At 75.1% G+C, this 20917-nt stretch carries 18 protein-coding genes; 4 read left to right on the top strand and 14 right to left on the bottom strand.

Annotated features, from left to right (window positions below):
• Positions 1–111: 111 nt before the first annotated feature.
• Positions 112–1137: a substrate-binding domain-containing protein gene (locus O7604_RS22780; protein ID WP_269705803.1), complete on the top strand. Its 1026-nt coding sequence runs from the start codon at positions 112–114 to the stop codon at positions 1135–1137.
• Positions 1138–1152: 15 nt separating this feature from the next.
• Here the strand turns inward: O7604_RS22780 and O7604_RS22775 are convergent, their stop codons facing one another.
• From O7604_RS22775 to O7604_RS22750, 6 genes are all read right to left on the bottom strand, one after another.
• Positions 1153–2427, bottom strand: a complete 1275-nt coding sequence (locus O7604_RS22775; protein WP_269705802.1) for a serine hydrolase — start codon at positions 2425–2427, stop codon at positions 1153–1155.
• A gap of 93 nt (positions 2428–2520) precedes the next feature.
• Positions 2521–3807: a serine hydrolase gene (locus O7604_RS22770; RefSeq protein ID WP_269705800.1), complete on the bottom strand. Its 1287-nt coding sequence runs from the start codon at positions 3805–3807 to the stop codon at positions 2521–2523.
• A 102-nt stretch (positions 3808–3909) separates the two neighbouring features.
• On the bottom strand, positions 3910–4326 hold the full coding sequence (locus tag O7604_RS22765; RefSeq protein WP_281577707.1) for a protein-tyrosine phosphatase family protein: 417 nt from the start codon (positions 4324–4326) through the stop codon (positions 3910–3912).
• A gap of 99 nt (positions 4327–4425) precedes the next feature.
• A complete protein-coding gene (locus O7604_RS22760; RefSeq protein WP_281577706.1) occupies positions 4426–5043 on the bottom strand; it encodes a hypothetical protein in 618 nt (205 codons plus the stop codon).
• A gap of 13 nt (positions 5044–5056) precedes the next feature.
• Positions 5057–6841, bottom strand: a complete 1785-nt coding sequence (locus O7604_RS22755; protein ID WP_281577705.1) for a DUF4012 domain-containing protein — start codon at positions 6839–6841, stop codon at positions 5057–5059.
• Positions 6842–6945: 104 nt separating this feature from the next.
• Entirely contained in the window at positions 6946–8181 is a 1236-nt protein-coding gene (locus O7604_RS22750; protein ID WP_281577704.1) for a glycosyltransferase family 4 protein, read from the bottom strand.
• A 123-nt stretch (positions 8182–8304) separates the two neighbouring features.
• Here O7604_RS22750 and O7604_RS22745 point away from each other — a divergent pair, with 123 nt between their 5' ends.
• Complete coding sequence (locus tag O7604_RS22745; RefSeq protein ID WP_281577703.1) at positions 8305–8886, top strand: low molecular weight phosphatase family protein; 582 nt, start codon at positions 8305–8307, stop codon at positions 8884–8886.
• Here O7604_RS22745 and O7604_RS22740 read toward each other — a convergent pair.
• Positions 8867–10318 (bottom strand): polysaccharide biosynthesis tyrosine autokinase, encoded by a 1452-nt coding sequence (locus O7604_RS22740; RefSeq protein WP_269705792.1) that lies wholly within the window; start codon positions 10316–10318, stop codon positions 8867–8869. The two genes, O7604_RS22745 and O7604_RS22740, sit on opposite strands and share 20 nt — an antisense overlap.
• Before the next feature lie 185 nt (positions 10319–10503).
• On the opposite strand from O7604_RS22740, the gene O7604_RS22735 reads away from it, so the two are divergent.
• Positions 10504–12351: a nucleoside-diphosphate sugar epimerase/dehydratase gene (locus tag O7604_RS22735; RefSeq protein ID WP_281577702.1), complete on the top strand. Its 1848-nt coding sequence runs from the start codon at positions 10504–10506 to the stop codon at positions 12349–12351.
• A gap of 157 nt (positions 12352–12508) precedes the next feature.
• The gene (gene nhaA, locus O7604_RS22730) at positions 12509–13810 is read left to right on the top strand and encodes a Na+/H+ antiporter NhaA (protein ID WP_281577701.1); all 1302 of its coding nucleotides are present in this window, start codon (positions 12509–12511) and stop codon (positions 13808–13810) included.
• A 55-nt stretch (positions 13811–13865) separates the two neighbouring features.
• On the opposite strand, the gene O7604_RS22725 is transcribed toward nhaA, so the two are convergent.
• The 7 genes from O7604_RS22725 to O7604_RS22695 all read right to left on the bottom strand — a co-directional run bounded on the left by O7604_RS22725 (position 13866) and on the right by O7604_RS22695 (position 20551).
• On the bottom strand, positions 13866–14453 hold the full coding sequence (locus tag O7604_RS22725; protein ID WP_269705788.1) for a TMEM165/GDT1 family protein: 588 nt from the start codon (positions 14451–14453) through the stop codon (positions 13866–13868).
• Positions 14454–14680: 227 nt separating this feature from the next.
• Complete coding sequence (gene egtD / locus O7604_RS22720; RefSeq protein ID WP_281577700.1) at positions 14681–15646, bottom strand: L-histidine N(alpha)-methyltransferase; 966 nt, start codon at positions 15644–15646, stop codon at positions 14681–14683.
• 32 nt (positions 15647–15678) lie between these two features.
• Complete coding sequence (gene egtC / locus O7604_RS22715; RefSeq protein WP_269705785.1) at positions 15679–16425, bottom strand: ergothioneine biosynthesis protein EgtC; 747 nt, start codon at positions 16423–16425, stop codon at positions 15679–15681.
• A 9-nt stretch (positions 16426–16434) separates the two neighbouring features.
• On the bottom strand, positions 16435–17742 hold the full coding sequence (gene egtB / locus O7604_RS22710) for an ergothioneine biosynthesis protein EgtB (protein ID WP_281577699.1): 1308 nt from the start codon (positions 17740–17742) through the stop codon (positions 16435–16437).
• On the bottom strand, positions 17739–18974 hold the full coding sequence (egtA, locus tag O7604_RS22705; protein WP_269705781.1) for an ergothioneine biosynthesis glutamate--cysteine ligase EgtA: 1236 nt from the start codon (positions 18972–18974) through the stop codon (positions 17739–17741). The genes egtB and egtA overlap by 4 nt, the downstream gene beginning before the upstream one ends.
• A 154-nt stretch (positions 18975–19128) precedes the next feature.
• Positions 19129–19914, bottom strand: coding sequence for a hypothetical protein (locus tag O7604_RS22700; protein WP_281577698.1), 786 nt, complete (start codon positions 19912–19914; stop codon positions 19129–19131).
• Between the two features lies 1 nt (position 19915).
• Entirely contained in the window at positions 19916–20551 is a 636-nt protein-coding gene (locus O7604_RS22695) for an RNA polymerase sigma factor (RefSeq protein WP_281577697.1), read from the bottom strand.
• Positions 20552–20917 lie beyond the last annotated feature (366 nt).

The raw sequence follows: 20917 nt of genomic DNA, 5'->3' as shown, positions 1-20917 counted from the left end.
CGAACGCTAGGGCCGGTCCGGCCTGTCGTCAAGCCCTCGCCGTACGGCAAGATGTGCGTGGGGCGGGACGGTCTACCGGTCGGTTCCGGCAGCCGGCGAAGGGAAACACGGGTGAGCGCGGACGACGAGCGCAGGGTGACCATCACCGCGATCGCACGGGAGGCCGGCGTCTCGGTCCCGACCGTGTCGCGCGTGCTCAACGGGCGTTCCGACGTCGCGCCGGACACCCGGGAGCGCGTCGAGGAACTGCTGCGCCACCACGGCTACCGGCGCCGGGGCAGCCGTACGGTGCGCCGCGCGGACCTGGTCGACCTGGTCTTCAACGACCTGGACAGCCCGTGGGCCGTGGAGATCATCCGCGGGGTCGAGGACGTCAGCCACGCCGCCGGTGTGGGCACCGTCGTCTCGGCGATCCACCGCGAGTCCAGCTCCACCCGGCAGTGGCTGCACAACCTGCGCGCCCGCGCGTCCGACGGCGTGATCGTGGTGACCTCGCACCTGAGCCCGGCCGTGCAGGCCCAGCTGCGGCGCCTCAACGTGCCGGTGGTGGTGGTCGACCCGGCCGCCGGTGTGGCCGCCACGGACGTGCCGGCGATCGGCGCCACCAACTGGACCGGCGGCCTGGCCGCCACCGAGCACCTGCTCAAGCTCGGCCACCGGCGGATCGGTTTCGTGGCCGGCCCGCCGCACCTGCTGTGCAGCCGCGCCCGGCTGGACGGCTACCGGGCCGCCCTGGCCGCCGCCGGGGTCGCCGCCGACGACCGGCTGGTGCAGCCCGGCGACTTCTACCACGCCTCCGGATTCACCGCCGGTGGCGCGCTGCTCGACCTGGACGACCCGCCGACAGCCATCTTCGCCGCCAGCGACCAGATGGCCTTCGGGGTGTACGAGGCGGTCCGCCGCCGCGGGCTGCGGGTCTGCGACGACGTGAGCGTGGTGGGCTTCGACGACCTGCCCGAGGCGCGGTGGGCCTCCCCGCCGCTGACCACGGTGCGCCAGCCGCTCGTGGAGATGGGCCGGCTCGCCGCGCGTACCGTCCTGCGGCTGGCCCAGGGCGAGGAGATCGACTCACCCCGGGTCGAACTGGCCACCGAACTCGTGGTTCGGGACAGCACCGCCGGGCCCGCCTGCCCCTGACCCGGACCGCTCTTTTCAGTCCTGTTCCGGAATTTCCGGCTCCCGCAGGGCCGACCCGGTCGACATGGCGGCGGCGTGACGGCGACGCCGCGCCAGCAGCAGCGCTCCCCCGGCCGTCAGCACCGCGCCCACCGCCACCGTCACCCCCGTGCCGGGCCGCGGTCCGGGTGCCGCCGCGCCGCCGCGCAGACCGGCGTGCCCGGCCAGGGCCGAGGCCGCCCCGCCCGCCGGTGGCGCGGACCGGTCCAGCTCCCCCGGCTCGACCAGCCGGCCGACCGAGGCGTCGCGGGGCTGCGCGAACCCCCAGTCCAGCAGCGCCGCGCCCTGCTGCCAGCCGCGCTGCGTGGTCACCTCGGCGCCCAGCAGCGTGACCACGAGCCGCCGCCCGCCGCGCTCGGCCGCCCCGACGTACGTGTGCCGGGCCAGGTCGGTGAAGCCGGTCTTGCCGCCGATCGCGCCCGGGTACCGGTCCAGCAGCATGTTGTCGTTGGCGATGGCGAAGCCCTTCGCCCGCCGCGCCGGCTGGGCCGGGATCTGCGCGGACCGGGTCGCGGCGTACCGGCGGAACGCCGGGTCGGCGAAGCATGCCCGCGCGATGAGCGCCAGGTCGTACGCGCTGGTGAACTGCCCCGGCCCGTCCAGCCCGGACGGGGTCACCGCGTGCGTCTGCCGGGCGCCGAGCCGGTGCGCCTCCTCGTTCATCGCCCGTACCCCGCCGGCCAGTCCGTCCGGGCCGCCGCCGAGGCGGGCGAGCGCGTTGGCCGCCTCGTTGCCGGAGCGCAGCAGCAGTCCCAGCCAGATCGTCTCGATCCGGTAGCGCCCGCCCTCGACCAGCCCCACCGCCGAGCTGCCCGGTTCCACCGCCAGGTCCCCGGCGGTCACGGTGACCTCCCGGTTCGGGTCCAGCCGGGGCAGCATGGTGGCGGCGAGCAGCAGTTTCTGGACGCTCGCGGGCACGCCGTACTCGTGCGGGCCGCAGCCGCCGAGCACCGCGCCGCTGTCCAGGTCGGCGACCACCCACGAGGTGGCGGTCACCGCCGGTGGCACCGTCGACGCGGGCGGGACGACCAGGCCCGCGGTGTCGAGCGCGGCGCCGCCGACGGCCCGCGCGGCCGGGTCGGGCGCGGGCGGCGGCTGCGGCGGCCGGGTCGCCGGGGGCGGCACGTTCGGGCAGGGCGGTGCGGCCGGCAGCCGGCGTACGGGCGCGCGGACACCCGCCACAGCGGGCGTCGCCGACACCGGCACCAGCAGGGCGGCGGCCAGCGCCACGAAGGATCCCCAGGTCCTCATGACCCGCACGCTAGCCACGCCGACCCGAACGGGTCACCGGCTCCGGGATTCGCGTTCCGCCGCCCGGACCGGGCGGTAGGGTGCCGCCGGCGCTCAGGCGCGGCGGCGCCCCCTTCGGCGGGACCGGCCCTTCCGGGCGGCGAGCACCGCCACCACCCCGCCGACGGTGAGCGCCAGCAGACCGGCGGTCGGCACGATCACCCGCCAGTCCCCGTCGCCGATGCGCTGCAGCGCGGTCCCGGCCGGGCCCCGCCACGGCGGGGAGGCGGTACGGCTCGGCTGGGCGGCCGCCGCCGGCCGGGGCTCCGCCGCCTGGGCGTCCCGCTCGCCCGGCTCGACCAGCCGGCCGACCGAGGCGTCCCGGGGCTGCCGGAAGCCCCAGTCCAGCAGTTGGGCGCCCTGCTGCCACCCGCGTACCGGGCGGGCCTCGGCACCGAGCAGCGTCACGACGAGACGGCGTCCGTCCCGCTGCGCGGCGCCCACGTAGCTGTGCCGGGCCAGCTCGGTGAAGCCGGTCTTGCCGCCGAGCGCGCCGGGATAGCGGTAGATGAGCTGGTTCTCGTTCTGGATCTGGAATCCGCCCTTCTTCAGCGCGGGCTGGGCCGGGATCTGCGTGCGCTCGGTGAGCGCGTACCGGCGGAACGCGGCGTCGGCGAAGCAGGCCCGCGCGATGAGCGCCAGGTCGTACGCGCTGGTGAACTGGCCGGGACCGTCCAGGCCGGACGGGGTGACCGCGTGCGTCTGCCCGGCGCCGAGGCGGCGGGCCTGCGCGTTCATCTCGGCGACGCCGGCCTGCGCGCTGCCGGCGCCGAGGCGGGCCAGCATGTTCGCGGCGTCGTTGCCGGACTGGAGCAGCAGGCCCAGCCACAGCGTCTCGACCGTGTAGCGGCCGCCGACGAGCAGGCCGACGGCCGAGCTGCCCGGTTCGATGTCCAGGTCGGCGCGGGTGGCGACCGCCACCTGCCTGGGGTTCAGCCGGCTCAGCATGGTGGCGGCCAGCAGCAGTTTCTGGGTGCTGGCCGGGGTCCCGGGGACGTGCGGTCCGCACGCGCCGAGGACCGCGCCGGTGTCCAGGTCCGCCACGAGCCAGGTGGTGGCGGTGACCGCCGGGGGCGCCGGGCTGCCGGGTGGCGTGACGAGGCCGGTGCCGGCCAGCGCCTCGCCGCCCACCGCCGCCTGTTCCGGCGTCGTGGCCGGCGGTGTCGGGCGGGGCGGCCGGCTGACCTTCGGGGCGGGCAGGCGCGGGCAGGGCACGGGTGCGGCGGCCGGGGCGGCGGCTGGGGCTGGGGCTGTGGTGACCGGGGCGGCGGTGGCCGGAGCGGGCACACCGGTGGCGAGCAGGGTGACGGCGGTGGCGGCGGCCAGGACCCGGGCACTCATGAGAAGGCACCCTACCGAGCCCGATGATCACGGGCCGGACAGCTCACCCGTGTCGTGACACCGTGCCGACCGGGCGGTCCCGGTCGGTGACCGGGCGGGGTGTCAGCGCACGCCGCGCAGCCACCACCGCTGCCACGGCGTCTCCACCGCGCGCCGGTGGTAGTGGGACCGGACCCAGGCCACCGCCCGCGCGGGCGGCAGCCCGTCCAGCACGGCGAGCGCGGCCAGCGCGGTGCCGGTGCGCCCGACGCCGCCGTGACAGGCCACCTCGACCCGCTCCCCGGCATACGCGCGCCGCCGCGCCTCCCGCAGCGCGTCCAGGGCGTCGGCGCGGTCGGACGGGATCCAGAAGTCGGGCCAGCGGACCCGCCGGGACGGCCACTCCGGCTCGGGGCCGGGCGCCAGCAGCAGGGCGAAGTCGGCGGGCGAGGCGGGATCGGCGACCCGGCGACCGCGTACCGTGGCGCCCCCGGGCAGCGTGAGCAGGCCGGTCCGGTCGGTCCACGGTGTCGCGTCCATCGGCTCATTGTGTCGCGGTGCCGGGACACGTGAGTGCCCGCCGGACTCGGTCCGGCGGGCACTCACGATCGAGCCGGGTCGTCCCCGGCGCGCCTCGGATCAGCCGAGGCGGCGGCGGCGCCAGGCCATGGAGGCCAGCAGCAGCACCGCACCAGCGGCGGCGAGGCCCCCACCGAGCTTCAGCGGCGTGCCGATGCTGTCACCGGTGACCGGCAGCCCGTGGCGCGGCGACTTGGTCGGCCGCGGCGGCAGGACGGTGCCGGTCGCGCTGGCGACCAGGCCCGACGTGAGACCGGTGGCGGTGAACGTGTACCGGCCCGGCCGGGTCGGCCGGTAGGGAACGGTGAAGTTCCCGTTGGCGTCGGCCGTCACGGTGAACGTGGTCGGCGCGGGCTGCGGCTGGGCCCGGTTGGGCGTGTAGGCGACCGGCGCCATCGCCACCGTGCTGCCGTCGCTGCGCCGCGCGGTCCCCTCCGCCGGGGCGGCCTGGGGCAGACCCGAGATCGCCACGTCGATGCGGACCGACTCGTTCGGCGCGAAGCCCGAACCCCGCAGGGTGAACGTCTCGCCGAGCCGGATGGTGGTCGGTGAGACGGTCAGCGACGCGCTGTTGGGCGGGTAGACCGGGGGCTGCGGCTGCGCCGCCCCGGCCGCGGTCGGCACGGCCGCTACGGCCAGGCCCACCGTGAGCGCCATGATGATGCGGGATAGCCGCATGATGGTTTCCCTCCTACTGTTCACAGCTTGGTGCGTTGACTACTTGGGTGGTCCATGGGGTGACGGTGGGTGTGTGCACCAGTTCGGCCGTCCCGGCACCGGTCTTGCCGGTGAGCACCGTGACGTCGAGCGTCCGGGTCTGCCCGGGGCCGGTCTCGACCTTCGCCACCGCCACCTGGCGGCGGCCGTCGGTGCCGCTGCCCATCGCGGCGTCCCGGCCGTCGAGCCGCCCGGTGAGGACGGCGCCGCCGGTGGGCGTGTGCACGGAGACGAAGGTGCGTGCGGTGTACTTGTCGCCGGACAGGGCCAGCCCGGTCACCGACTTGCTCAGGCCCGACTTCGGGGCGGTGGAGTGCACCGTGACCCGCAGCCGCAGCTCGCGACGCCCGTCCGGGTGGCATTCGCCGACCGTCACGGTGGCCGAGAACCTGAGGTAGTAACCGAGCTTCGCGCCGCTGCCGTCGTTGAGGAAGACGCCGACTGTCGGCACGGCGTCCTTCTCCGGGAGTTGACCGGCCAGCCGGCTGCCGGCCAGTGCGCGTTGCTCCTCAGATCGGACACTCCAGAACAATATCCGACGTTCATTGATTGAACGGCTAAAAACGGTCAAAAGCGCACGCGGGTCGACCGTCTTGGTGAACAGGGTGTCGAACACGCCCGAGGCCGCCTTGGTGAAGAACTTGTCCTGGTCCTTCGTGTCCAGATCCCGGTAGGAGTCACTGAGGAGCGTCCGTACGGCGGTGGCGGCGGCCAGCGACGGCCCCTCCGGCACGTCGACCGGACCCACGACACCGAGCAGGTACGACAGGACCACCGGGTCCACCGCCAGCACGCCGTCCACCGTGGTGCCGGTCCGGCGGCGCACCATGTCCCGGTAGAGCGCGGCGGCGGACGGGAAGTCCGGGTTGAGGTTCACGTCCGCCGGATAGATGCCCGGCAGGTCCCCCCAGAGCCGCTTCGCCTCCGCGTCGACCTTGAGTGGCGGGTCGAAGAACCGCAGGTCGGCCGAGGTGCCCTGTTTCACCAGGCGGATCCGTCCGGCCTCGGCGCGCAGCACGGCGTACGCGCCGAACATGCCGCCGGTGGCGCGCAGCTCAGCCGGGTTCTGGGAGACCAGCAGATAGCTGCGCGGACCGTCCGCGCCGAGCAGTGGCGGCAGCAGCCGGGCGCCGCGCTCGGCGGCCGACGTCAGATCGCCGAGCTGGTCCAGTTCGGCGCGCAGCGCGGTGACCGCGTCGCGGACCTGCGTCACGAGGTCCTCGGTGGGCACCTGCCGCAACCGCTCGGCGGTCGCACGCACCGCCTGGTCGGCGGCGGCGACCTCGCCCGAGACGGCGCGCAGGCGAGCCAGATCCAGCTTGCCCTGCTTCGGCACCAGCGAGGCGAGGTCGACCCGCAGCAGCGTGGGGAACGCGAGCCGGGCCAGATCGTCCACCGCCACCGAGATCTGCCGGACCGCGGTCAGGTTGTCCCCCGCGTACGGCGTCTGCTGGCCGGCCCACCACACCGGATCGCCGGTGGCGCCGCGCGCGGCGGCGGCCTGCTCCTGCAACGCGGCCAGCGTGCGCTGGGCCCGGGCCACGTCGCCGTCGAGCACCTGGGCGCTGAGCTCCCGGGCCAGCCCGGCGGCGTTCACCAGGTGGGCGCGGGCCTGCCAGCCGCGGAACGCGACCCAGCCGCCGGTGCTGAGCAGCACCGACACGACGACCAGCCCGGTCAGCAGGATCCGACGGACCCGGGCGCGGCGGCGCCGTCGCGAACGGCGCCGCCGGCCGGGCGTGGCACCAGGTCCGGTCACGGATCTCCCCCTACGGTGTCGGTCGAATCGGACACAATTCGCGATCGAGTGCTTTTTAGCACGGGAAACTGCCCGTTCGAGCGGTTATCGGATACTCTGAAGATTTAACGGCTGTGCGCGAGCTTTGTTCCGTTCGACGCCTGCGCGGCCACCTCGCGCAGCAGAACATCGATCCGGTCCACACCGGCCCGCATCGACATGTCCCGCAGGTAGGCGTCACGGCCGCGCCTGCCCATGTCGATCCGGGCGGCCGGCGGGATGGCCGCGGCCAGCCAGAAGCGGTCGGCCAGCGCCGCCCAGTCCTCCGGCGGGCAGGACAGCCCGGCGCGGGCGCGCTCCACCACCTCGGCCGTCTCCCCGGCGGCCGAGGCGACCACCGGCGCGGCGCAGGACAGCGCGGCCTGGAGCTTGCCGGGCACCCGGCCCCGCAGCTCCGGCAGGTCGCGCTGCGCGACGAGCTGGTAGTCGGCGGCGGCGTAGAGCTGCGGCATGTCCACCGCGGACCGTCGTTCCAGGAACCGGACGTTGTCCGCGCCGAGATCGGCGGCGAGCCCCCGCACCCGCTGCTCCGCCGGGCCCGAGCCCACGAGGACCAGGTCCATCCGGTCGCCGAGCGCCGCCGCCGCACGGACCGCCGTCTCCAGATCCTGACGCGCGCCGATCGTCCCGGCGTGCATCACCACGCAGCGGTCGTCCCGGCGGACCAGCCGCCGCACCGCCGGACCGGCCTGGGTGGGACGGAAGATGCGTTCGTCGGTCCAGTTCGGCACCGTGCGGACCCGGTCCGGGGCGGCCCCACCGGCCCGGACCAAATCCGCCATCGACGGCGAACCGACAGCCACCACTGCCGCCTCCCGGTAGAGGCGGCGCGTCGCGGCCTCCAGCCGCCCCGGCCGCCCGCCGTCCCGCGCCGCGGGCCGCTCCGTCCACACGTCCTGCACGTGCAGGACGGTCGGCGTACGGCCGAGCAGCCGCAGCAGCCCGGTCGCCGCGAACGTGACCGCCGGGTGACCGTGGACGTAGAGCACGTCGACGTCACGCAGCAGCCCCCGGCCGGCGAGCGCGGCGCTGCCGGCGAAGGAGAGCCAGCTCGCGACGCGGGCCCGGGCCGAACCGTCGCCCGCGGCGTACCGGGGCACCCGGCGCACGGTCAGCCGCTCACTGTGCGTCTGGTGCCGCCAGCGCTGCCGCCAGCCGGGGTACACGTGCCCGCCCGGGTAGTCCGGGAATCCGGTGAGGACCCGTACCTCGTGGCCCCGGGCCACCAGTTCCTCGGCCAGGCTTCCCGGCACGAACGCCGGCTCCGGCGGGAAGTGGTAGGTCAGGATGCCGACCCTCATGGCCGCGCTCCCGGCGCGGCTTTCCGGACGGCCGGGCGCCGCACCGCGTACCATTTCCGCATCCCCTCTGCGTCCGGCCGCGACCGCCGGAGAAAAGCCGTCGCGGCACCTTTCGTCGCGACCGTGCCGACGAGAGGGGTGCAGATGGTCGACGAGGTGCTCTTCGTCTGCCACGCGAACATGTGCCGGTCACCGATGGCGGAGTTCATCGCCCGCCGGATGCTGGCCGGCCTGCCGCTGGCGGTGGCCAGCGCGGGCACCGACGCGATCGACGGTGCGGTCATGCACCCGTACGCGGTCGAGGTGACCGCGGCCACCGGCGCGGACCCGGCGGCCTTCCGCACCCGCCGGCTGCGCCCGGAGCACCTGACCGGTGCGGCGCTGGTGCTGACCGCGACCCGCCGGCAACGCTCGGCCTGCACCTCGCTGGCGCCGGCCGCGCTGACCCGGACGTTCACGCTGCGGCAGTTCGCCCGGCTGGCCGCGGAGGCCCGCCCCGCCGAGGCGGAGGCGGACGCGGGCACACCGTTGCGGGCGGCGATGTCGGCCGCCGTCCGCGCCCGGGGGCGGCTGCAACCCGCCGCCCCCGACGCGGACGACCTGCGCGACCCGATCGGGGGTTCGCCGGCCGACTTCCGGCGCTGCGCCGAGGAGATCGAGCGGTCGATCCGGCCCGTGCTCGCGCTCATCGCGAAAGCCGGGTGAGTTCCTGCGTCCGGTCGCCCACGGCCTTCTTCGCGCCCCGCCGGGCACCGGCCCGGTCGGCCGGCACGGAGGGCGCCGCGGGCGGCACGACCACCTTGTACGCCTCGTACTGGTAGGCGTCCGCCTTGGCCACCTTGGCCATGTTGAGCACGCAGCCGAGCAGGCGCACCGAGACCGAGCTGAGCGCGTGTGCCGCCGCCGCGACCTGGCTGCGGGAGGTACGCCCCTGCTGGGTGACCAGGAGCGCGCCGTCGGCCTGCACGGCCACGACCACGCCGTCGGTGACCGCCAGCAGCGGCGCGGTGTCGATGACCACGATGTCCGCCGAGTCCCGCAGTGCGACCAGCAGGTCCGCCATGGACTTGGAGCCGAGCAGCTCGCTCGGGTTGGGCGGGGTGGCGCCGCTGGGCAGCACCAGTAGGGACTTCTCGCCCCAGCGCTGCACCACGTCGCCGACCTGGACGTCGCCGACGAGCACGTCGGTGAGGCCGACGCCGCCGTCGAGCCCGAGGTAGTCGGCGACCTTGGGGCGGCGCAGGTCGGCGTCGATCAGCAGCACCCGCCAGCCCGCCTCGGCCAGCGCGATGGCGGTGTTGCAGGCCATCGTGGTCTTGCCCTCGCCCTGCAACGCGCTGGTGACCGCGATGACCCGGGCCGGTTCGTGCACGTCCACGAAGCGCAGGTTGGTACGCAGCTTGCGGACCGCCTCCGCGCGGGCCGAGGTGGCCGCGTCGCCGACGATCAGCGGCGCCGAACGCGCGCCGGTCTCGTACGGGATCTCGCCGAGCAGCGGGCTGCCGGTCACCCGTTGCAGCCCGGCGCCGTCGCGCATCCGGACGTCGGCCACCCCGCGCAGCACCGCGAGGCCGGCGCCGAGCAGCAGGCCGAGCAGACCGCCCAGGACCAGGTTGCGGGTGGGCTGCGGCGAGACCGGGTTGGAGGTGACACGGGGGCCGCTGACCACCTCGATCTTGATCGGCGGGGCCTTGCCGTCCGGCGGCGTCTCGACCTTGCGGACCAGCTCGGTGAACTTCGCCGCGAGCGTCTCGGTGGTCTTCAGCGCCCGGGTCTGGTCGGTGTCGGTGATCGTCGCCTTGAGCAGGACCGTGCCGGTCGTGGCGGTGGTGCGGATCCGGCTGCGCACCTGGTCGGCGGTGAGGCCGAGCGGCGCGTCGGCGACCACGCTCTGCGCCAGCCGGTCGCTGGTGAGCAGGTCACCGTAGGACTTCACCCGCTGCTGGAGGAAGAGGCTGCCCTGGTAGGCGTCGGTGACCCCCTGGCTGGGCGTGGTGACGAAGAACGTCACCGACGCCTCGTACCGAGGCGCCGTCCGGACCGTCACCAGCGCGGCGGTGCCCAGGCCGAGCATCACCGTCACCAGCACGATCCACCAGTGGCGTCGGACCAGGCGCAGGTAGCCGAGAACGTCCATCACGCTCCCCCTCGCGACACGCCGGTCTGCCGATGAAACTGCACGAAAGCCCCCTAAAAACACCAGTCGCCGTGCCAGGATCGAATCGCCTATTCACGACGTTACGTGACTGGACGACAGTAAACGACCGAACAGGCACAGACGGTCTAATCCTTTCAATACGGATAGGACACAGAGGGCAGCCCATGGATCGTGAAGCCATCGCAGCCGTACCAACCCCCGGCCGGATCACCTACCGAGCCGCGACCCCCTCCCTGTTAACGCTGGACACGGCCGCGTGGTGCGGAGGATTTCTCGGCGCGGCCTGGACGCGGTACGAGTTCGACCTCACCGCCTCCGCCAGCGCCGCGACGCTCGGCCTGGCGCTGGCCTGCGCCGCGCTCTACGCCACGCTCACGCTTCTGCGGTCCCGGCTCTACGGCCGGTACCCGATCGGCAGCGCCGGTGACGCGCAGGGGCTGGCCGTCACCGTCGCGCTCGTCGCGGCCCTCGGCTTCGTCGTCGTCCTGCCGTGGACGCAGCACCCGGTCCCGGCCAGCACCCCGCTGGTCGGCGGCGCGGTGGCACTCGTGGTGATGGCGACCGCCCGCGGCCTCTGGCGCGCCCACGCCGACCGCCGGCCGCCGGCTGCCGGCCACGCCGAGCGGTGCCTGGTCTACGGGGTGGACGCGGCGAGCGAACGGCTCGTCCGGGTGCTGCTCCAGGACCCGGAGAGCAGCTACCACCCGGTGGGTCTGCTCGACGACGCCCCGGACAGCCGGGGCCTGCGGCTGGAAGGGCTGCGCGTGCTCGGCGGCCGGGAGCAGATCGGCGCCGCCGTCCGGGCCACCCGGGCCAGCACCGTCATCTTCTCGATGAGCGGCTCCGACCCGCAGCTGCTGCGCGACGTCCGCACCCGCGTGCTGGAGGCCGGGGCGGCGTTCAAGGTCCTGCCGCCGGTGCGCGAGGTGCTCGACCGCCCGGTGGCCGCCACCGACGTCCGCGACCTCCAGCTCACCGACCTGCTGGGCCGCGCGCACCGGGTCGCCGAGCTGAGCGTGGAGCGCGGCGGGCTGGCCGGGCGACGGGTGCTGGTCACCGGCGCCGGTGGATCGATCGGCTCGGAACTGTGCCGGCAGATCGCCCGCTGCGAGCCGGACGAGCTGATGATGCTCGACCGGGACGAGTCCGCGCTGCACGCGCTGCAGATGTCCCTGCACGGGCGCGCGCTGCTGGACGGGCCGGAGCTGATCCTGGCCGACATCCGCGACGCCGAGGGCATCGCCCGGGTGATCGCCGACCGGCAGCCCGACGTGGTGTTCCACGCCGCGGCGCTCAAGCACCTCCCGCTGCTCCAGCGCCACCCCGGAGAGGCGCTCAAGACCAACATCCTGGGTACGCTCAACGCGCTGGAGGCGTGCCGCGACGTCGCCGAGTTCGTCAACATCTCCACCGACAAGGCGGCCAACCCGGCGAGCGTTCTCGGCTACTCCAAGCGGATCACCGAGCGGCTCACCGCGTACCACGCGCAGCGGCTCGCCGGCCGTTACCTCAGCGTCCGGTTCGGCAACGTGCTCAGCAGCCGCGGCTCGGTGCTCACCGCGTTCCAGGCGCAGATCCGCGCCGGGGTGCCGATCACCGTCACCCACCCCGACGTGACCCGCTACTTCATGACCGTCCAGGAGGCGGTGCACCTGGTGCTCCAGGCCGCGACGATCGGCCGGGGCGGCGAGGCGCTGGTGCTCGACATGGGCGAGCCGGTCCGGATCGCCGACGTGGCACGCCGGCTCGCCGCCGAGGCGGACCGCCCGGTGGAGATCGTCTTCACCGGTCTGCGCCCCGGCGAGAAGCTGCACGAGCACCTGTTCGGCGCCGACGAGGTGGACACCCGGCCGCTGCACCCGCTGATCTCCCATGTCCCGGTGCCGGAGCTGGACCCGGACGAGGTCCGCGGTCTCGACCCGTACGCCGACCCGGACGAGCTGATCAAGCGGATGGCCGCGTTCTGCGACCCGGCCGGGGTGTCCCAGCCGGCTCTGCCCGGACAGCGCTGACCCACCGGCCGACGGGACGCCCCGCCCAGGTGACAGGGCGTCCCGTCGGCCGGCTGGGTTCGCCGCCGGGCGCGGCGGCCGATAAGGTTGTCACAGGTGTGCCGGGAAGCCTGGTCGGCGATGGTTCCGCCGACCCCAGCTCCCGAACGGACCCCGCATGCCCCAGCACACCCCGCACCGGTCCCGCCTGCTGTCCCGCCGCTCCTGGCCGGAGGCCCGCTTCCTGGCCGACGTGCTGCGCACCGAGACCGTCGGTGGCGGCCTGCTGCTGCTCGGCGCGGTGCTCGCCCTGATCTGGGCCAACTCGCCGTGGCGCGCCGCGTACGCCGAACTGAGCCACTGGGTGCCCTGGCCCGGCGGCGCGGGCCTGCACCTCGACCTCGACCTGCGCACCTGGGCCGCCGACGGGCTGCTGGCGATCTTCTTCTTCGTGGTCGGGCTGGAACTCAAGCGCGAGTTCGTCGCCGGTGACCTGCGCGACCCCCGGCGGGCCGCGCTGCCCGTGATCGCCGCGCTCGGCGGCATGATCGCCCCCGCGCTGATCTACCTGGCGGTGACGATCGGCGCCGGCGGTGCCGGCCTGCGCGGATGGGCCATCCCCACCGCCACCGACATCGCCTTCGCGCTCGCCGTGCTCGCCGTGATCAGCTCCCACCTGCCGCAGGGGCTGCGCGCGTTCCTGCTCACCCTCGCCGTGGTCGACGACCTGTTCGCGATCACCATCATCGCGGTGTTCTACACCGACGGGTTCCAGCCGCTGCCGCTGCTCGGCGCGCTGCTGCCGATCGCCGTGTTCGGGCTGCTCGTGCAGCGCCGGCGGACCTGGTGGTGGGCGCTGATCCCGCTGGCGGTGGCCGCCTGGACGCTGGTGCACGCCTCCGGTGTGCACGCCACCGTGGCGGGCGTACTGCTCGGCTTCACCGTGCCGGTGCTGCGCGGGCGCGACGGCGCGCCCGGCCTGGCCGAGCGCCTCGAGCACCGCTGGCGGCCCGTCTCCGCCGGCCTGGCCGTGCCGGTGTTCGCCTTCTTCGCCGCCGGGGTGACGCTGGTCGGCGTGGATGTGGGCGGCGTGCTGACCAATCCGGTGGTGATCGCGGTGGCCGCCGGGCTGGTGCTCGGCAAGGTGATCGGCGTGTTCGGGTCGACGTACCTGCTCGCCCGGTTCACCCGGGCCGAGCTGGACGAGGAGATCACCTGGGCCGACCTGCTCGGGCTGGCGCTGCTGGCCGGCATCGGCTTCACCGTGTCGCTGCTCATCGGCGAGCTGGCGTTCGGCGCCGGCAGCCCGGAGGAGGACGGCGTCAAGGTGGCCGTGCTGCTCGGCTCGTTGATCTCCGCCCTGCTCGCCTCGGTGGTGCTGGTCCGCCGCAACCGGGCCTACCGGCGGATCAGCGAACGGGAGAGCCGGGACGCCGACGGTGACGGCATCCCCGACGTCTACCAGGAGGGCCCGGCCTGAGCCGGCGCGGCGGGTGGGACCGGCCGGTCCCACCCGCCGCACCCCGGCCCTCGGCTCAGGTCAGCTCGGCGACCGCCTCGAAGATCAGCCAGAGGCCGCAGATGGCGAACAGCACCGCGGCGCCGTAGCGGATGGTCCGCTCCGGCAGGTGCCGGCCGAGCATCCGGCCCACCAGGATCGCCAGCGCGTCCGCGGCGACCATGCCGAGCGTCGAGCCGAGCCAGGTGCCGAACCAGCCGTACTTGGTGGCCAGCGTGATGGTGGCGAGCATGGTCTTGTCCCCCAGCTCGGCCAGGAAGAACGCCACACCGACGGCGATGACGGCGGACCGGCCGCCGCGCTCGGCCTTGCGCTTCTCCTCCTCGGTCAGCCTGTCGCCGCGCAGCGTCCAGGCGCCGAAGCCGAGGAACGCCACACCGGCGATGAGCGAGATCCAGTCGGTGGGCAGGGCGGCGTTCAAGCCGTACCCGATGGCCACCGAGGCCAGGTGGACGATCGCGGTGGCGATCGTGATGCCGATGAGCACCGGCACCGGCTTGAACCGCGTGGCGAACGTCAGTGCCATCAGTTGGGACTTGTCGCCCAGTTCGGCGACGAAGATGACGCCGAAGCTGACCACCAGCGCGACGAGGAAACCCTCCATGTGAACCTTCCCGATCAAGCCGGGAGGAGGAACGGGGGCGCCCTCGACCCGGCTGCGACAGCCTGAGTCGAAGGTCTCGCCCGCCCCGGAGACCGGGGCCGCGTGGCCGGGTGCGGAACGCACCAGTGTGTCGACCACGACATTGGGGGCTACTCCCCTTCGCGCCGCCAGCCTAGCCGATCACCGGCCGGCCCGGTCCCCGGGTGTGGCCGGGGCCACGACGGGCCTCAGTCGGCCCGGGCCAGGCTCACCCCGAACAGCCCGTCCGGGTCGGTCCAGAACGCCCGCCTGTCGAACCCGGCGGCGGTCAGCTCGGCGGCGATCCCCTCCGGCCGGAACTTGGCCGACACCTCGGTGCGCAGCTCCTCGCCGGCGGCGAACACCACGTCGGTGTCCAGGACCCGCACCCGGGCCGGGTGCTCGGCGCGCAACCGCATCTCGATCCACTCCCGCTCGGGATCCCAGACCGCCACGTGCCGGAACGCGTCGACGTCGAAGTCCGCACCCAGCTCGCGGTTGATCACCCGGAGCACGTTGCGGTTGAACTCGGCGGTCACGCCCGCCGCGTCGTCGTAGGCGGGCACGATCACGTCCGGATCCTTGACCAGGTCGGTCCCGACCAGCAGCCAGTCGCCGGTCTCCAGCGCCGCGCGCATCGCGGTGAGGAACTCGGCCCGCTCCGCCGGCAGCAGGTTGCCGATCGTGCCGCCGAGGAACGCCACCAGGCGCCGGCCGCCGGTGGGCAACCGGTCCAGGTGGCGGGTGAAGTCACCGACGATCCCCCGCACCCGCAGCCCCGGGTACGCGGCGGCGATCTGCTCGGTGGACGACCGCAACGCGCTCACCGAGACGTCCAGCGGCACGAACGTGCCCAGGTCGCCGTGGCGGGTGAACGCGTCGAGCAGCAGCCGGGTCTTCTCCGACGAGCCCGAACCCAGCTCGATCAGCGTCTTCGCGCCGGTCATGGTGGCCACGTCGTCGGCGTGCGCGGCGAGCACGGCCCGCTCGGCCCGGGTCGGGTAGTACTCCGGCAGACGGGTGATCTCCTCGAACAGCTCGCTGCCCCGGGCGTCGTAGAACCACTTCGGCGGCAGCCACTTCGGCGTCGCGGCCAGCCCGGCCCGTACGTCCTCCCGCAACCCACGGTCGAGGTCCTGCTGCTCCAGGTGGATCTCCAGCGGCTCCGCGCTCATCGAGTGTCCTCTCTTGCGGTGGGTACGCATCGTCAGGCGGCGGTCGTCTCCCGCACCTCGAGCCCGCCCGTGGTCGCCACCACGAGCCGGCCGTCCGGCACGGCCCGCCAGGCCGGGTCGTCGTCGAACGGTTCGGAGGCCAGCAGCACCGAGTCCGGGCCGCGGCGCACCGACAGCGCGTGCCCGGCCGTGCTCGCCACCACCGTCGTACCGTCGGTGAGCAGCAGGTTCAGCCGCGAGCCGGGAGCGGCGGCGGCGACCGCCGCGACGGTGTCCGCCACCGCCTGCGCCGGCGGCGCGCCCTCGCGCAGCCGGTGCCGGACCAGCGCCCACAGCAGCGCCGAGTCGGTCGGCACGTCGAGCGTGATCAGGTCGCGCACGGGCAGGCCGGCGGCGAGCGGGACGAGGCTGTCCGGCCAGCCCCGGACCACGCCGTTGTGGCTGAACAGCCATCGCCCCTCGGCGAAGGGCGCCGCCGCCGTCTCGTGCAGCGGCATGCCGACGGTGGCGGAGCGGACCGCGGCCAGGACCGCCCGCACCCGCGTGACGGCGGCCAGCTCCGGCAGCGTGGTGTCGCTCCACATCGGCTGGGCCCGCCGGTAGCGGACCGGATCGCCGTCGCCGGGATACCAGGCGACGCCGAAGCCGTCGGCGTTTATCGTGCCGCCGCCGCGCATGTCACGCGGCGCCCACGACTGGCGCAGCAGCCCGTACGGCGGGTCGGAGAGCAGGCTGGACAGCAGCACGGGTGGACCGAGGTACGCGAGGTGACGGCACATCGAGCCGGCTCACTCCTCCGGTCCGGCGTCGCGGGCGCAGCGGAAGCCGCTGAAGATCTGCCGCCGGATCGGGTAGTCCCAGTTGCGGAACGTGCCCCGGCAGGCCGACCGGTCGGTGCCGAACGAGCCGCCCCGCAGCACCCGGTAGTCGTCGCCGAAGAAGACCTCCGAGTACTCCCGGTACGGGAACGCGGTGAAGCCCGGGTGCCCCCGGAACGGCGAGGAGGTCCACTCCCACACGTCGCCGACGAGCTGGTGGACGCCCAGCGGCGAGGCGCCGGCCGGGTACGCGCCCACCGGCGCCGGCCACAGGTGCCGCTGACCCAGGTTGGCGTGCTCGCCGGTCGGGTCCTCGTCGCCCCACGGGTAACGGCGGGACCGGCCGGTCGCCGGATCCCAGCGGGCCGCCTTCTCCCACTCCGCCTCGGTGGGCAGCCGCTTGCCGGCCCACGCCGCGTACGCCTGCGCCTCGTACCAGCAGACGTGCACCACCGGCTCGTCGTCGCGGACCGCCGACCAGCGGCCGAACCGGCGGTACGCCCAGCCGTCCCCGTCGCGCCGCCAGTGCATCGGCGCGCTCAGGTCCGCCTCGACGCGGTGCCGCCAGCCCGCCTCGCTCCACCAGCGCGGCTCGTCGTACCCGCCGTCGGCGATGAACGCCCGGTACTGACCGTTCGTCACCGGCGCGGCGTCGATGACGTACGCGGGCAGGTCGACGGTGTGGGCCGGGCGCTCGTTGTCCAGCGCCCACGGGTCGGTGGAGGTGCCCATGGTGAACGGCCCGGCGGGCACGCGTACCTCCCCGCCAGCCCGGGCCCGGGGCTCCGGCGGGGGCGGCGCGTCGAGCACCGGGGCGCCGGCGCGCAGCTGGTGGGTGGCGAGCATGGTCTCGTCGTGCTGCTGCTCGTGCTGCACGATCATGCCGAACGCGAACCCGTCGGCGACGAGCGGACGATCGGTGAAGCGGATGCCGTCGAGCAGGTCGAACACCTTGTCCCGCACCGTGCGCACGTAGGCGCGGGCCTCCGCCGGCGGCAGCAGCGGCAGCGCCGGGCGGTCCTTGCGGGGCTGCTTGAACGCGTCGTAGAGGTCGTCGATGTCGTGGCGCACCGGGTCACGGCCGCCGACGTCGCGGACCAGCCACAGCTCCTCCTGGTTGCCGACGTGCGCCAGGTCCCAGACCAGCGGCGACATCAGCGTGGAGTGCTGCCGGACCAGGTCGTCGTCGTCCACCGCGTCGGTCAGCAGCACGGTACGGGCCCGGGTCCGTTCCAGCTCCGCGGCGATCCGGTCGCGTAGTCGCTCGGTGGTGGTCACCGGTGTCCCCTCTCCGCGGCGGCGCGGTGCCGCCGGATCGCTCGGTGGGTCTCGTCGTGGATGCCGGCCGGCAGGTCGAGCCGGGGCAGGGCGGTCAGCGCCAGGTCGAACAGCGCCGCCGCGGCGGTCGCCAGCGGACGCTCGGCCAGCCCGCACCGGGCCGCCGCGCGCCATCCGTCGGCGACCGGGGCGGCCGCCGCCAGCGCGTCCCGGGTGGTGGCCGGGTCGGCGAACAGCGCCGCCAGCACCGCCAGCGGCACCGTCCACTCCGGGCCGGGCTGGGTGTCCAGGTAGCGCAGCTCCAGGTAGCCGCGTGGGCGTACCGGCGGGAACAGCGTGCTGAGGTGGTACTCCAGGTCGTCGGTGGTGGGCGGGCGGGGCAGTGCCCCGGCCAGCCAGTCGGCGAACGTGACACCGGGCGGCGCGGTCCAGTCCGGGCCGTCGCCGCGGACGCACAGCAGCGGCGCGGCCAGGGCGTACCCGGTCCAGGCCGTCACCGGATCCTCGTCGGCCCGCTCGGGCGACCAGACCGGACCGGTACGGGCCGGGTCGATGGCGAGCCAGGTGGCCATCCGGGCGGAGGCCCAGCCGGTCCGGCGGCCGGCGTGCCGGTCGGCGGTGGCGAAGGCGGCGAGCAGCGGCGGGCCGACGGCGTGCGCGGCCGCCCAGCGCTGGGTCAGGTGCTCCGGCTCGCCCGCGTCCAGGCAGACCTGAAGACCGGCGGTGCTGTACATCATCGCCCGTCCGGCCGGGCCACGCCGGTCGAAGGCGCAGCGCATGGCCCGGTAGCGGGGAGTCTCCACGACGGGCCGGGGCAGACGCCAGGGGTCCATCCCGCTGCGGCCGAGCACCAGGCCGGCGGCGTCCAGCCGGGCCCGCAGCTCGGCGACGTCGGCCTCGGTGGCCAGGATGAGCGCGCCGACAGTCGATCGCGGCATCGCGGAGATCTCCACCTGCCCGCCGGGCTCCACGGTCACGGCGCCGCCGTGCCGGAGCTCGTCGGCCGGGCTGGTGGGGTCGAGGGTCACCGGGCTGTGCCGCCCCAGCGCCTCGCGTAGTCGCTCGCGGTCGACCGGCCGGGCCGGGTCCGCGGCGTCGTGCACGGTCCATTCCAGTTCGACGCCGACGAGTGCGGGTGGCCCGGTCTTGAAGCAGATCCGGGCGAGGTGGCCCCGGGCCGCCTCCTCGTCCCCCAGGACGACTGCCCGGTCCAGGTCCGGCGACATCACCATGGGACGGCTCCTCCTCGGCGATGGGCGACAACGTCGTCGCGACGCCCGGCCGGGACGGCACGGGGCGCCGTCCCACCATCCTCTGTCTAGCAGACGAGATCCGCTTGCCCGGAGAGATGAATTTTTGTCCGGAATCTGATTGCGCCGCGGCGGCTCAGTCGTCCGCTGCCGGACCCGGGTGCGCGGGCTCCGGCGTCTCGGCCGGGTCGTCCGCCGGCGCGCCCAGGAGGTTCCGGCAATAGCTCTCCACCTGCTCGGGGCCGCCGGCGGCAGCCACCAGGTCGGCGTAGCCCGGCTTGGTGAGCGCCTTCTCCCGCTGCCGCTCCGACTTGGCCAGGTAGGCACGGCAGTGGCCGGCCACCTGCGGCCCGCCGGGCGAGGGCGCGGGTTTCCGGTCCGCGGCGCTCGGCGTTCCGGACGGCACCGGCGTCGGCGACGGAGCCGGTGGCGACGCCGCACCGGACGCGTCACCGGCCGGGGTGCTCGGCGCCGCCCGCGACGGCCCGGTGACGGCCGGGCCCGTGCCGGTCGGGCCGGTGCCGCTGGGCCCGGCCGTCGTCCCGGGCGGGCCCACCGGCTCCGGCTCGCGGTCCAGGTGCACCGCCGCGAACGCCACCCCGGCGACAGCGGTGGCGGCGAGCCCGGACAACGCGGCGGCGATGCGCAGGCGCCGCCGCGAGCGCGGTGCGGCCACCGCCGCGGGCACCGGCTGCGTTCCTCGCGCCGCGTGGGCCGCCCGGAACGCGGCGAGCGCACGTTCCTCCCCGGCGACCTCGCCCGGGGCGGCCGGCCCGGCGGCGGCCGAGAGCAGCCGGGTCAGCGGATCAGCGTCGGCCCCCGGCGGCGTACCGGCGCGCGCGGCGTCGAGCAGGCGGTCGGATTCCGCCCGGTCGGCGGGCCCGCCGGACCGGCGAGCGTGCATGCCGTCGTCTCCCCTCACGTCAGCCCTCCGCCGGCTCGGCCTCGGGCGCGTGCGGCACCTGGCGGTCGGTACGGGGACGGGGCGCCACGGCGTCCCGGGTGTCGTCCGACGCGGCCTGCGCCGCCGAACGCTCGAGCATCGCGGCGAGCCGGCGCAGGCCCCGGTGCGCGGCGGTGCGCACCGCGCCGGCCCGCCGGCCCAGCACCCGCCCGGCGGTCTCCGCGTCCAGGCCGATGACGGCCCGCAGCATCACCGCCTCGGCCTCGGCCGGCGGCAGCGTCCGGATCAGCGCCAGCGCGCTCTCGGTGGCGATGGCCTCACCGGCCCGGTCGGCGGTGTCGACGTCGGCGGCCAGGTCGTTGAGGGCCTGCACGGGCACCGGCACGGAGGGACGCCGACGCTGCCGGCGCAGGTGGTCCATGGCCCGGTTGCGGGCGATGGTGACCGCCCAGGCACGGAACTCGCCGCCGGTGAACGACGGCAGGTCGCGGGAGATCTGGAGCCACGCCTCCGAGGCCACATCCTCGGCGTCGGCGCCGACGAGGGCGGTCAGGTAGCGCAGCAGCGCGGGTTGCAGGCTGCGGTAGAGGAACCGGAACGCCTCCTCGTCCCCCGCCTGCGCCGCGATGACCGCCTCGTTGAGTTCGGCCGTCACGCGCGCCGCCCCACCCGGATGACCGCCCGGCGCCGGGCGTCAACGGGTGCCAGTGGCCACACCGCCATCCGCACTCGGCCTCCCGGTGAGCTGATCAGGCACGCGCACGAGGGTGCGGTGCGCCTTGGACGTCGCCGCGCGGCACGGGCGTCGGCGGGACATACCGTACCGGCGTCCGGGTGCGGCCGGGAGTCGGGCCGACGCCGGACGGGCCGGGTGCGGGCGGCAAGTCACCGAGGGGCGGAAAAACAGAGAGAAATGTCTAGCTGAGTCACCGGCGTGTCGGGGTAACGCCCACGGACCGCGCGACGCTGCCCCGGATCGGGTCCCCGTCGGCGCGGCGGGCCGCGAGCGCGGGAGCGCGTC

This window comes from Micromonospora sp. WMMA1947 (assembly GCF_027497355.1).
Classification (GTDB): Bacteria; Actinomycetota; Actinomycetes; order Mycobacteriales; family Micromonosporaceae; genus Micromonospora.
This window is presented reverse-complemented; position numbering and strand designations above follow the sequence as displayed.

Bases quoted from the DNA above. Each gene is read 5' to 3' on its own strand.
- O7604_RS22775 (WP_269705802.1), bottom strand. From the start codon at position 2,427: ATGAGGACCTGGGGATCCTTCGTGGCGCTGGCCGCCGCCCTGCTGGTG.
- O7604_RS22770 (WP_269705800.1), bottom strand. From the start codon at position 3,807: ATGAGTGCCCGGGTCCTGGCCGCCGCCACCGCCGTCACCCTGCTCGCC.
- O7604_RS22765 (WP_281577707.1), bottom strand. From the start codon at position 4,326: ATGGACGCGACACCGTGGACCGACCGGACCGGCCTGCTCACGCTGCCC.
- O7604_RS22760 (WP_281577706.1), bottom strand. From the start codon at position 5,043: ATGCGGCTATCCCGCATCATCATGGCGCTCACGGTGGGCCTGGCCGTA.
- O7604_RS22750 (WP_281577704.1), bottom strand. From the start codon at position 8,181: ATGAGGGTCGGCATCCTGACCTACCACTTCCCGCCGGAGCCGGCGTTC.
- O7604_RS22740 (WP_269705792.1), bottom strand. From the start codon at position 10,318: ATGGACGTTCTCGGCTACCTGCGCCTGGTCCGACGCCACTGGTGGATC.
- O7604_RS22735 (WP_281577702.1), top strand. From the start codon at position 10,504: ATGGATCGTGAAGCCATCGCAGCCGTACCAACCCCCGGCCGGATCACC.
- nhaA (WP_281577701.1), top strand. From the start codon at position 12,509: ATGCCCCAGCACACCCCGCACCGGTCCCGCCTGCTGTCCCGCCGCTCC.
- O7604_RS22725 (WP_269705788.1), bottom strand. From the start codon at position 14,453: ATGGAGGGTTTCCTCGTCGCGCTGGTGGTCAGCTTCGGCGTCATCTTC.
- egtD (WP_281577700.1), bottom strand. From the start codon at position 15,646: ATGAGCGCGGAGCCGCTGGAGATCCACCTGGAGCAGCAGGACCTCGAC.
- egtC (WP_269705785.1), bottom strand. From the start codon at position 16,425: ATGTGCCGTCACCTCGCGTACCTCGGTCCACCCGTGCTGCTGTCCAGC.
- egtA (WP_269705781.1), bottom strand. From the start codon at position 18,974: ATGGTGATGTCGCCGGACCTGGACCGGGCAGTCGTCCTGGGGGACGAG.